At 70.4% G+C, this 11636-nt stretch carries 15 protein-coding genes; 3 read left to right on the forward strand and 12 right to left on the reverse strand.

Translation table 11 applies throughout. The features are described from left to right. Positions 1-139: 139 nt before the first annotated feature. Positions 140-1387, forward strand: a complete 1248-nt coding sequence (locus OEB99_RS16410) for a tyrosine-type recombinase/integrase (RefSeq protein ID WP_263578372.1) — start codon at positions 140-142, stop codon at positions 1385-1387. 28 nt (positions 1388-1415) lie between these two features. On the opposite strand, the gene OEB99_RS16415 is transcribed toward OEB99_RS16410, so the two are convergent. Further along, positions 1416-2762, reverse strand: a complete 1347-nt coding sequence (locus tag OEB99_RS16415) for a DUF4214 domain-containing protein (protein ID WP_263578373.1) — start codon at positions 2760-2762, stop codon at positions 1416-1418. Between the two features lie 104 nt (positions 2763-2866). Continuing rightward, the gene (locus OEB99_RS16420; RefSeq protein WP_263578374.1) at positions 2867-3109 is read right to left on the reverse strand and encodes a hypothetical protein; all 243 of its coding nucleotides are present in this window, start codon (positions 3107-3109) and stop codon (positions 2867-2869) included. A 215-nt stretch (positions 3110-3324) separates the two neighbouring features. On the opposite strand from OEB99_RS16420, the gene OEB99_RS16425 reads away from it, so the two are divergent. Together OEB99_RS16425 and OEB99_RS16430 are read left to right on the forward strand one after the other, a co-directional pair. Then, positions 3325-3528: a hypothetical protein gene (locus OEB99_RS16425; protein ID WP_263578375.1), complete on the forward strand. Its 204-nt coding sequence runs from the start codon at positions 3325-3327 to the stop codon at positions 3526-3528. Positions 3529-3610: 82 nt separating this feature from the next. Continuing rightward, complete coding sequence (locus OEB99_RS16430; RefSeq protein WP_263578376.1) at positions 3611-4114, forward strand: excisionase family DNA-binding protein; 504 nt, start codon at positions 3611-3613, stop codon at positions 4112-4114. 130 nt (positions 4115-4244) lie between these two features. On the opposite strand, the gene OEB99_RS16435 is transcribed toward OEB99_RS16430, so the two are convergent. The 10 genes from OEB99_RS16435 to OEB99_RS16480 form a co-directional block, all read right to left on the reverse strand. Then, entirely contained in the window at positions 4245-5252 is a 1008-nt protein-coding gene (locus OEB99_RS16435; protein ID WP_263578377.1) for a hypothetical protein, read from the reverse strand. Positions 5253-5393: 141 nt separating this feature from the next. Next, positions 5394-6356, reverse strand: a complete 963-nt coding sequence (locus OEB99_RS16440; RefSeq protein ID WP_263578378.1) for a hypothetical protein — start codon at positions 6354-6356, stop codon at positions 5394-5396. A gap of 10 nt (positions 6357-6366) precedes the next feature. Beyond that, complete coding sequence (locus OEB99_RS16445) at positions 6367-7509, reverse strand: hypothetical protein (protein ID WP_263578379.1); 1143 nt, start codon at positions 7507-7509, stop codon at positions 6367-6369. A 3-nt stretch (positions 7510-7512) separates the two neighbouring features. Next, entirely contained in the window at positions 7513-8670 is a 1158-nt protein-coding gene (locus OEB99_RS16450; protein ID WP_263578380.1) for a hypothetical protein, read from the reverse strand. Positions 8671-8710: 40 nt separating this feature from the next. Continuing rightward, positions 8711-9073: a hypothetical protein gene (locus tag OEB99_RS16455; RefSeq protein WP_263578381.1), complete on the reverse strand. Its 363-nt coding sequence runs from the start codon at positions 9071-9073 to the stop codon at positions 8711-8713. A 10-nt stretch (positions 9074-9083) separates the two neighbouring features. Continuing rightward, entirely contained in the window at positions 9084-9209 is a 126-nt protein-coding gene (locus tag OEB99_RS16460; protein WP_263578382.1) for a hypothetical protein, read from the reverse strand. Then, positions 9206-9484, reverse strand: a complete 279-nt coding sequence (locus OEB99_RS16465; protein WP_263578383.1) for a hypothetical protein — start codon at positions 9482-9484, stop codon at positions 9206-9208. Before OEB99_RS16465 ends, OEB99_RS16460 begins: the two co-directional genes overlap by 4 nt. A 3-nt stretch (positions 9485-9487) precedes the next feature. Further along, positions 9488-10333, reverse strand: coding sequence for a M23 family metallopeptidase (locus OEB99_RS16470; protein ID WP_263578384.1), 846 nt, complete (start codon positions 10331-10333; stop codon positions 9488-9490). Then, entirely contained in the window at positions 10330-10944 is a 615-nt protein-coding gene (locus OEB99_RS16475; protein WP_263578385.1) for an SGNH/GDSL hydrolase family protein, read from the reverse strand. Before OEB99_RS16475 ends, OEB99_RS16470 begins: the two co-directional genes overlap by 4 nt. After that, entirely contained in the window at positions 10941-11627 is a 687-nt protein-coding gene (locus OEB99_RS16480) for a hypothetical protein (protein WP_263578386.1), read from the reverse strand. The genes OEB99_RS16475 and OEB99_RS16480 overlap by 4 nt, the downstream gene beginning before the upstream one ends. Positions 11628-11636 lie beyond the last annotated feature (9 nt).

The following is an 11636-nucleotide window of genomic DNA, read 5'->3' on the forward strand; positions in this document are numbered from 1 at the left end:
GCCCGGAGGGACTCGAACCCCCAACCTTCTGATCCGTAGTCAGACGAACGGCTATCCTGGAGCCGTACGGAAAGGGCATCTGACCTGCACAGACGTGCTAGGTTGCTACCCTCAGGATACCCAGAGAATGGCTGCACAGATGGCTGCAGAGCGCAAGCGACGTCAGTACGGCACCGGGTCGGTGCATCGACGTGCAAGCGACGGCCGCTGGATCGGCACCATCGAAGCCGGCTGGACGCGTACCGGTGGACGGCGGCGCATCACCGTGTCGGCCAAGACCGAGGCCGAGTGCCGCCAGCGTCTGCGCGACCGGCAGCGCGACATCGCCAAGGACGGCATGCCGACCGAAGGCGCCGGCGCGCGCACCACCGTCAAGGCATGGTCGGTGACGTGGCTCGCCGAGCTGGAGCACCACGCCCGTCCCCGCTACTACGCAACCGAGGCTTCGGTCGTGCGACGGTGGCTCATCCCGACGATCGGGCACAAGGAGCTCGCCCGGCTCACGCCGGCTGACGTGCGGGCCGTCACCACAGCCATCCGGAAGGCGGGGAAGTCGAGCACGACCGCGGCCTACGCGCAGGGCACACTGACGCGGATGCTCCGAGCGGCGATCGTCGAGGGCCACCAGGTGCCCGAGCGCCTTCTGCACGTCCAGGCTCCCGGGAAGGCCGCCTCCGACCGCGACGCGATCCCTCTGGATCAGGCTGTCGCCCTGCTCGCCGCGGCCGCGAACGAGCCGGACGGCTCGCGCTGGGTCGCCGCGATCCTCCAGGGCATGCGGCAAGGCGAGTGTCTCGGGCTCACCTGGGAGTGCGTCGACCTTGACGCCGGCACGCTCGACGTCTCGTGGCAGGCGCAGCCGCTCCCCTACCGGATCCCCTACGACCGCACGTCGGGCTTCCGGATCCCCGACGGGTACGAGGCTCGGCACCTGACCGGCGCGTGGCACCTCACCCGCCCGAAGACGTCCGCCGGGAAGCGGATCATCCCGCTCGTCACCTGGATGAGCGCCGCCCTCGCGACCTGGCGGGAGGTCGCACCGGCGTCGCCCTACGGGCTCGTGTGGCCAGACGCGAACGGGCTGCCGCGACGCGATGTCGACGACCGCGCGGCCTGGTACGCGCTACAGGAGAAGGTCGGGGCCGCGCACCCGTCCGGCCGTCCGTGGCTACTGCACGAGGCGCGGCACGCCACCGCGACGCTCCTCCTCGAGTCAGACGTCTCCGAACGGACCGTGATCGAGATCATGGGCCACTCGCGGATCGCGACGACCCGCGGATATCAGCACGTCTCCCCCACGATGAGGCGGAGGGCACTGGATCGGATCGCCGAGCGCCTGCAGCTGGGCGCGGCGAAGGGCGAGAAGGATAGGGCGACCACGCCGTGAGCGCCGACGGTCGAGTCCTGGCCCAGGCTCACACGATCGCGTAGGCGAGCCGGCGGTACTCGTCGCTGGAGACGATGCCGGCGATGATCTGCTCGTCGCGGGCGCCCTGCTGGATCTGGGTGACCCAGAACTTGCGACCGGTCGCGTCGATGCGTCGGCCGAGCAGGTCGACGTAGTAGCCGTCGACGACGTCGGTCAGGTGCTCGGTGGAGTACAGGAATCCGAGTGCGACGCTCTGGCGGGTGCGGCCACCGTTCAGCTCCCCGACCCAGTAGGCGACCTCGGAGGATCCGGCGGAGCGGCCTAGCACGGTGCGGTACAGCAGCCGGACCCATCCGGCGTCGGTCCCGCCGCCGCGGGCGTAGAACTCGTCGGAGGCGATGAACCCGGACTGCATCTGCTCGATGTGCCAGCCGTTGCGCATCTTGTCCAGCCAGAACGCCAGGCCCGAGGAGTCCGCTGGCCGGCCGAGGTAGTGCCGGTAGGACGCTTGGATCAACCGGGATCGGAACTCGTTGGAGTACGTGATCCCGTTGGCGACCTCACCGTAGGGCGTGCCGGTCTGCAGCTTGGTGGTCCAGGTCGCCAGGCCCGTCGAGTCGGGCTTGCGCCCGAATAGGTCGTAGTAGACCGCGTAGATGTAGGCGTGGATCGCGGCCACGGCCTCGGGTGTGCCCGCCTTGGCCGGGACCGTCGTGGTGGTGCCCGCGCACCACGTGTCGTACAGCCAGTACGAGAGGGCGTCGTACTCGTCCCAGTCGATCGTCAGATTCCACCGGTACTTCACGGTCACCCAGTCGGTCACGTACTGGCACGCGACCTGGGAGTCCGGCGGCATCCAGTCGGCCGGGTCGCGGTCGCCCTTGGACGCGTTGACGTTGTCGGTAACGGCTACGAGGCTGGCGGGCCAGTCCAGGTCGTTCGCGAACGCCTCGCGCTGGGCCGCGCTCCACGCCCAGGCCCCCGAGTCCCAGGCCTCCGACAGCGGGACCATGTGGTCGATGTCGAGGTCGGCTGGGACAATCGTGGTCGTCCTGTCGTAGTAGGAGTACCAGAAGCCCGACGTGACCGGGCATCCCCCGCCCACCGGAACGGTGCCATTCAACGCCTCGGCCTTGAGGACCTCCTGGCGGGTGTCGCACCCGTCGTGATTCGCGTCGATCCAGTGATGGAAGTACGACCGGTCGTAGGCCGAGGTGTTCTCAGGCTCGATCCACAGCAGCTCGAGCAGCGACGCGACCGGAACCGTGGCGGTTGCGGCCTGGACGACCGTGGGCTGTTGCGGCTCGGCCGACACGGCCACCGCGGGAAGAGCTGACGTCGCGGCGAGCGTGCACCCGACAGCGAACGAGATGAGCGAACGACCCGGACGCACGTTGTCCCTCCCAGCTGGTGGTGTTCCGATGCGGAGTCTGCCGGAACTTGGGTGTCCGGTGCGCGACTTATGTGCCATGTCTTTGCGTGTTCATCCGTTCGGATTCAACCGCCCTTGACCGCCGCGGCTGGCACCCACGCGTTCCACGGGTCGGGCAACCCGCGGTCCTGGCGCACGCACACCAGGTCGGCCGCGGCTGCGACCTGGTCGAGCTCGAGCGTGACCTCGTCCCTGCCGTAGGTGCGCCACTGCACACGGACCCGCCGAGGCCGCTCGAGCATGCGCGAGGACTTCGGGTCGCCGACGGTCACGAGTAGGTCGGCGTGCGGGACGAGCTCGGGGTGCATGGAGTCGATCGTGCCCGGGGGCGGTGACACCTGAGCAAGGAGCGAGGCCCCGCTCGCAGGGGGCCGGAGCGGAGCCTCGCGAGCTCGGACGCTACATCGGTGACCGATGACGCGAGGTGCGAGTCGTGTGGGTTCACCCGAACGACTCGATCGCCTTGCGCTAGCGCAAGGCGATCGATACTCTGGACTTGTTCACGAGATAGAGGGGAGGGACAATGGACAAGGACACCCGCAAGGTCCTCCGGGAAGCGGAGCGCCAGGGCTTCACCATCCGGACGACCAGCGACGGGCACCCGATGGTCTACCGCGGTGGGGTCTTCGTGACGAAGGCCTCGACCACCCCGGGCGACCAGCGAAGCCTGAGGAACCTCATCGCCGCACTGCGGCGCCACGGGTTCGTCTGGCCGCCCCGCCGCTAGCGGGACCGGGGTCGGGAACCGAGGTAAGCGGCTCCCGACCCCGGGTCCACCATCGTCCCACCCAGACCCAGGAGCACACACGATGGCCACCAGCTACAACGTCGTGGTCGACATTGGCCGAGTCGACCCGGTCACCCTCGACCTCGACCCGCTCGCCGAGCACCACGCCGTCGCCGCCGGCACCCGCTATGGCACGCTCGAGCTCATCCTCACCCTGCCCGCCGAGGACCTGCGCCAGGCGGCCTCCCTCGGCTGGTCTGTGGTGCGGGCCGCGGGGCATGAGCCGCAGGCTCTGACTGTGATGACGACCGAGGACTTCGACCTGCGGTGGGGCCTGGAGGAGCCCGCGACGATCACCGTGCGCGAGGCCGCGAACCTGCTCGGCGTTTCGCCCCAGGCGGTCCGCCAGCGCCTGGACTCCGGGTCCCTGCCCGGCGAGCGCCGCGGCCGCGACTGGCACCTGCCCAGGCGCGTGATCGTGCAGCTTGCCGGGAGCCCGGAGGTCTTCTCGAGGCAGATCAGGGTGAGGACGTTCGACGACCCCTCGAACGCCGAGACGGCGAAGCGCGCCCCCTCCCAGCCGTGAGCCAGGGGCTCAGGCCGGGAAGGGGCCGTGCGGTGAGGTGGTGGGTGTCTACTCCTGGCCCCCGAGCACCTTGATGCGTCGGTGGATCGAATCGCCGCGGCGGTGGTGATGGTCACCGTGTCGCTGTCGGTCAGGGCGGTTGCCGGCGGAGCTGACTGCTGAGGATGTTGCCCCCCGACCAAGTGGTTGGCGGAATCGACTCGTACCTGATGAGCTCGACGGGCTCCCCCTCTTCGGTGCCTGGGACCCAGGAGATGTGGAGCGGCGCCGACCCGCCGATGACCGCCGGCGGCTGAACCATGTGGTTCGTGATGACCCAGGGGGTGAACGCCTGCCGCGCGACGCCGCGCGCGGGGTCCTGGCGGTAGCGGACGCGGAAGAGTGGCGACCCGAAGGGATCGTGGGTGATCGCCATGACGTCGGTTCCGATCGCTCCGCCACCGGGCGACGACGCCGCGAGGCGAATGTGCTCGGAGAGAAACTCCTCAGCAGACTCATCCGTGAGCTCGGGAAGCCCGGTCCGGTACCGCTCACGGAACGCTGCGAGCATGTCCTTGACCCCGACGGTGGATCCGATCGCGGCGAGCTCCACGGACCGGAGCGGCGCGCGGTGGACGGCTCGATAGCGGTGACGTGGCCCGGCAGTCGTGCACGCGTGGTCGTCGCCTCTGATCGATGCGGTCCACAAGAATGTGCGGGGGGGCGCACCCATGCGCATGGCCCTGGCCTTGAACGTCCAGCCGGCCGCGAGCAGTTCGATGCCGTGGTCGCGAATCAGGGCCGGCTCGTTCGGGAAGGCAGCGTCGAGTCGGGCGACGACTGCGGCGAGTGCTGGCCCGACCCTGACCCGCTGCGGGAGTGGGCCTCCTGTGATCGCTGGTGCGAGTGGACCTCGAGGGCCGGGAGTTGACGGTCGACCGGTGATGGTCTCGGCGAGCCATTGATCCGTCGGGGTTCTCTCGACGAAGGCGCTCCCGGCGAAGGAGAGGGTAAAGCCCCCGTCGTCCGCGATGACGATCAAGGACTTGTTGGTGTAGCGGTCCCAGGGCTCGAACGTGTCGCCTGACTTCACCGTCAGGAGGCGATCGCCGGCCTGGGTGATGTAGCACGGCGTCGCGACAACCAGGTGTTGCGTCATGACACGCCCAATTCGGCTCGAGGTCGCCAGCAGGCTACCCAGATCGCCCACGGCAGGACGGCCAAACACGCAGGCGCCCCCTCCCGGCCGTGAGCCAGGGGCTCAGGCCGGGAGGGGGCGGTGTGTGCTGCGCCGGGTGCGCTACTGCCAGCGGTCTCCGATGCGGACGAGCTCGCCGACGCGACGGGTCGCGGTGACGGCGGGCAGGTCGATCGTGCCGGTGGCGGTGTCCACGTCGTCGGTCAGAGAGACCCCGACGGTGTGGCCGGTGCCGTCGTCGTCGAACACGAAGACCCCGGGCGTGACCTGCTCGTAGGTCAGGCTGTCGGCGTCGGTGATGGCGAAGGTCGGGGTGCCGGTGTAGGTGGAGCCGCGGGCGTCGATGACGTTGCCGACGCGCGTCAGGACGAGGGTGGGCGCAGTGAGGAGCTGGTCGAACACGGCGGGCGCGGTGAGTTGGTCGACGCGCAGGTCGTCGAGGTCCATGACGGACCATCCGCCGGCGTTGGTGACGCCGCCGAGACGGAAGCGCGCCGGGTCGACGGTTCCCATCCCGGAGGCGCCGGTGAGGGTGTGGTCCCACACCACTGCCCAGGACTCGTCGCGGATGACGATCTGGGCGGTGTCGTTCGCTGCGTTCGCGGTGTCGACGTAGAGCCAGCACTCGACGTGGTACCAGGCCGGCACGGTGATCGCTGGCGACTGGTTGGCGGCGCTGGTGTTGATGGTTCCGCCGGGTGCGTGGGCGAACGACCCGGTCGAGCGGAACACGCAGTTGTAGATGGTGGCGTCGGCGGCTGAGCGCGCCTGGATGACGACGCCGGCGGCGGACGAGGACGGCACGGCCGGGAGGTAGAACCAGCCGCCGGCGCCGGTGCGACCGCCGGGCGCGGCGACGTCGAGGCGCAGGTAGCCGCCGGTCGCGTCCAGGACCCGCCGGGCGCCGAGGGTGCCGCGGTGGGCGGCGTCGGCCTCGTAGGTCCACTGGTTGCCCGAGGTGGGCTGGGGCTCGATCGCGAACGCGTCGCCGCTGGCGCCGCCGCTGTTGGCGACGGTGATGGTTGCGCCGTCGGTGCCGCCCTCGAAGGTGTTCAGCTTGCCCACGTGAGCCTCCTCACCCGTTCGTGTAGGTCACGGCGCCGAGGTCGGTCCAGGTGCCCGAGCTCGGGTTGGAGATGACCCGGTTGGTGGGGTCGTCCAGGTGCGCGAAGTAGGCGGCTTCGCGGTTCACGTACTTGGCGTCGTCACGGAACACGTGCAGGCACCCGGTCATCGAGCAGTCGTCGGAGAAGTCGTTCGGGTACGTCGGGTTGTAGGCGATGTTGACGTTGAAGTTCCCGCCGCTGGCGAACCAGAACATCACGCGGTCGTAGTGGATGTTCCGCTGCTTGCGCCACGCCGGCAGCGGGGTCGTCCCGGACCGCCAGTCCTCCTGCTTCCAGGTCACGCCGCATCCCGCCGCGGTCAGCGAGTCCGGGTCGTTCGGGCCGCCGATGAGGCCACCCCGGGCGGTGAAGTTCTGGCCGACCTGCGGCTGCAGGTTGTCCGAGTGCGTGCCCTCGAGCTGTGAGGGCCACAGCGGGCCCGCGTACCAGATCGGGTGCTCGAGCCAGGGGTGCTCGATCAGGGTGAAGCGGGTGTCGGCGTCGTCGACGCGGTTGTTCGACCACTGCCAGTCGTCCTGGCAGTTCGCGACCTTCCAGTTGCGGAACGTCCCGTAGCCGCCCTTGACGCCCACGCTGTTCAGGTAGGCCTCGCGGATCTGGGTCTCGGTCCACGGCCCACCCGGGGCGTCCGAGCGCATCCACAGCAGCGGGTTGACCAGGACGTCGTCGAAGGCGTGCTGGGAGGTGTCGGTGTCGTAGGCCGAGACGAGGTAGAACACGTCGCCCGGGGTGACCAGGTCGGGTCGGGGCCCGGCGACGGCGATGTTCCCGCCCGCAGACCCGGTCCCGTTCCAGCCGTTGCGGGCCATCTTGATCTTGCCCCAGTACAGCTTGTTGTAGACCGGCACGGTGCCGAGGGTCAGGGTCGAGGAACCGAGGTCGACGTGCTCGAGGTCGCCGGGGATCGCGGCCGAGACGTCCGCGAGCTTGGTGCCGTACAGCAGCCCGTTGGTGCGGTCGTCCGGCAGGAACGTCCCGGGCACCAGCGACGCCCGCCACTCGCGGGTCCCCACGGCCGGGCCCGGAGTCGCGCGTCGACCGTCGCCGGCGACCCACACGCCGCCGATCCTGGTGAGCTCGTTCAGCGGCATCGCTCAGACCAGCGTGTCGTAGACCGCGGACGCCGGGTGCGGCAGCCAGGCGTGCCCGTCGGCCGACAGTCCGTAGGCGGTGTACGGGTCGGGTGCCGCGATGAGATCCGCCTCCGTCGCCGAGTCGCCAGGGACCACGCGCACCGACCGGAACCGGTAGTACTGCGTGCCCGTGATCGTCGGCAGCGGCGTCGGCCACCCCGCCGCGAGGTACTCGACAACGACGGCGTCCAGGCCGACGTCGACCGGCGCCAGCGCCACGTCGGCGTCCAGCGCCTTGCCGGCGACCGTGCGGGTCGTGGGGACCTTCCCGGCGAGCGCGGTGGTGACGGTGGATGCGAAGTTCGCGTCGTCGCCCAGCGCGGCCGCCAGCTCGTTGAGCGTGTCCAGCGCTCCCGGTGCACTGGCGACGACGGCGTCGACGATCAGCTGCGCGCGGGCGTCGACCTCGGCCTGGTTCAGCGACGCGTCGGCCTTGGCGATGGAGGCCTGCAGCGCGGCGGAGAGCTTGGCGAGCGCCACTGCCCCGTCGGCGACCGGGAAGGCCGTGGGGTAGTCCGGCAGGTCTGCGACCTGGGTGGCGTAGGACGTCAGGTCCGCTCCGCCGAGCACCTTCGTCCCGGTCGCGTCGACCACGTCCCCGTCGATGTCGAGGGCTGCGACGCCACCGGCGACGCCGACCTCGAGCGATGCGGCAGCGTCGATGGCGTCCGCCGCGGCCGCCTGCGCGGCGAGCCGGTCCGCGATCGAGACCACGGTGACCGTCCCGGCCGCCGACGGCACGGGAGCGGCGGTGGTGATGTCCACGGTGTCGCCGGCGGGCACCGACAGCGAGAAGGCCTTGTAGATCGCACCGGTCAGGTTGAACGAGACCGTGTAGGTCCACGCGGTCGGGGTGGCGTCGGCGATGTCGGTGGCGACCAGCTTCACGCTGAACGCCCCGTTGGCGTCGAGGGCGACCGTGATCGGCTTCGGCACGAGCGTGGTCGGGGGCACCGCGGTGCCCAGGAGCACGGCCGAGGTCGACGGGGTGAAGGTGACCGTGCCCGCCATCGGCGAGGCGTCCGGCAGGTCGTCGGCGTCGGCGCTGTCCGTCGTGGCGGCGATCAGACGCCCGATGACGGTGCCGTAGACGATCGGGTCAGGCAGCGTGGTGGACACGGGTCACCTCCGTACTCGCCGGGCTGGTGCGGTGGTGGACTCAGGCCGCCAGCGCGACGTCGGCCTTGGTGTTCGGCAGGGCCCCGACGCCGATCGCTCCGAGCGCGGCGAGCGCGACGGTGATCCAGTCGGACAGGGAGACCGCGGCCCAGCCGTTGACGTCGGCGAGGATCACGACCAGGGCGCCGAGGCCGGCTCCGGTGAACGCGACGATGCCCTTGGCGTAGGCGCGGATCCCGGTGTCGAGGTTCGGCACGAGGTAGACCCCGGCGGCGGTGACGACGGCGATCGCGATGTTGATGGCCTCGACCGGGGTCACGACCCCGTCGGTGGTCGCAGCTCCGAGCACGGCGAGCGCGGCCGCGACGATCGCGACGATGGCCTTGGTGTAGGTGGTGAGCATGAGGGACTCCTCAGGGGTTGACGAGCACGCCGGCGGCGCCGGCTGCGGAGATCAGGAGCGCGAGCAGGAACGGCACCCACCACACCCGGGAGAGCCGCCAGGGCGGCGTGTGCGAGGGCCGGTGGTCGTCCGTCATCGCCGGCGGCGAGACTTCTCGGCGGCGAGGTGCTCGTCGAACCGGCCGGCAAGCGTGGCGATGGCGACGCTGTTGTCCTTCGTGTCGGCCTCGATGCGGTCGAGCTGGTCCTTGACGTGGGACCCGCCGTTGTTGGTCGTGAGCACGCGATTGGTCCGCCGGGAGGTGAGCCACGCCGCGATGCCGGGCCACACGAGCAGCGCGAACACGATCACGGTCGCGACGACGGCCTGTGGCCAGGACGTGACGATGGTGATGTCGACCGGTGGTGTCACCGGTCAGCCCTTCGCCCGGGCGAGGTACTCGTCCCCGGCCTTGATCGCGGTGATGATGTCGACGATCGGCTGGCCGACGCGCTCGGCGAGGTCGTCCTCGGTGGCCTTGCGGCCGAGCATGTTCCAGAACAGGGTCTTGACCGCGTAGTCGTTGGCCGGCCTGCGCTGGACCTTGGTGCGGATGTCCTTGAGCGACCAGCTCGACGTCTGCGCGTCGATCGCCATGTTCACGGCGTCGTAGTCGCTGCACGGCTCGCCGAGGTAGGCCGAGAACACGGCCTTGACGTCGTCGGGGCTCATGTAGGGCATGTCGTCCTCCGGGGTCAGCGGGGTGGGCAGGGTGGTGACGGGTTCGGGGGTCGGCAGCCCGTCCGCGGTCCACAGGGCGTTGCCGACCAGGGCGATGTCGGTGCGCAGGTTCACACCGCGGACGGCCATGAACGGCTCAGGGTCGGTGGCGCTGGTCGAGGACACCCACGAGACGCCGGGGTTGTAGGTCTCGAAGTGCAGGTGCACCCCGCGGGCGACGCCGGTGGCGCCCATCTCGCCGAGGCGCTGCCCGGTCACCACGCGCTGCCCCGTGGACACGGCCGCGTGGGCCGCGAGGTGCTGGTAGCGGGTCGAGGAGCCGTCGTCGTGCTTGACGACGACCCACCACCCGCGCACCGGGGAGAACAGGTTCGCCGCGACGACACCCGAGGAGACGGCGACGACGGGTCGACCGGTCTGACCGGGGATCGGTGGGGCGATGTCGACGCCGCGGTGGTAGGTCGAGGCGCCGGGCAGTGGTGCGATGCGCGGACCGAAGTCGTCGGTGAACCGGCCGGCCGCGGGAGGAACCCATCTCATGACCCGGCCCCCTCGGTCGCGATGAGCACGGCTCCCTCGACCACGTCCGCCACGATCTGCGCTCCTGCCGTCGTCGGGTGCACGCCGTCGGTGGTCATGCCCGACGCGTAGCCGCCGTCGAGCGTCCGGATCCGCGCCCACGGGTCGACGAACAGCCAGCCCGCGTCCTGCGCGTGTGTGGCGAGCGAACGGTTCAGGACCGACGCCTCGCGCTGGCGATCGATGCCGTTGTCGTCGGTGACGTCGCACGGAGCCACGGCCAGGAGCACGACGTGTGCGGCGCCGACCTTGTCCACGATCGCGTGCACGTTCGCCACGGTCGTCGTGCGGCTGATGCCCTCGCGGATGTCGTTCGTGCCGACCATGAGCACCAGCACGTCGCCGCCCGGCTGGATGTAGTTCAGAACCCCTGCGGACGTCGCGCCCGGGTACCACCAGCCGATCGGGTCGAAGTCCGTCAGGCTCGCGTACCGGTCGGTCAGGGAGTCGCCGGCGAGCTCGACCACGAGAGGCTCGGGCTCGGGCGGGTATGTGGTGGCGGGCAGGATGCTCAGGGCGACGGCGATCGCCCCGGCCGCGAGCGCGAACGGGGTGCGGTGGGTCATGGTCATGCCGCCCGGTAGTGCAGGACGCCGCGCAGCCGGTCCGAGATCCCCCACGTCCACGGGGCGGCGTTGGTGACGGCGGAGTTGTCGTTCGCGTCGATGGCCCGCAGCTCGAAGGTGTTCGCGTCGTCGGAGCGGGTGATCGCCTCGTAGATCCGCTCCGTGCCGGTCGAGGCGTCCCGTAGACGGACCTGCCCGAGGGGGATCGTGCCGTCGGTGACGGAGGCCAGGTCGGCGTGGATCGTGACTGGAACCGAGATGCGGTAGGTGCCGGTGCCGACCGTGACCCCGGAGGTGCCGAACTGGATCGAGAAGTACGCGTCGACCCACTCCCCGGTCTTGGAGTAGACGCCGGTCGCGGTCGACCCGGACCCGAGGGACACCCCGCCTCCAGAGGCGGTCAAGGCGGGCACCCAGGCGGTGGGGCCGGTCGAAGCCACCAGGATGGCGAACGTCGTGCCGTCGGTGGTCTGCACGAGCTGGCCGGTGTCGGCCATGAAGAAGAACAGCGGCGCGGACGTCGATGGGGTGACACCGGCCGTTGCGAGCTCGGTGAGCTTGGTGGCCCGGGCGGTCGCGTTCGCGACGTTGATCGGGTCGTTGATCGACAGCCCGAACGCCAGGAGCGAGGCACGCGAGGGGTGCTCGGAGCCGGCCCAGGTGGTGTGTCCGCGGGCGTCGGTAGTCATGTGCGCCTC

The sequence above is a fragment of the Actinotalea endophytica genome (assembly GCF_025717005.1).
Classification (GTDB): domain Bacteria; phylum Actinomycetota; class Actinomycetes; order Actinomycetales; family Cellulomonadaceae; genus Actinotalea.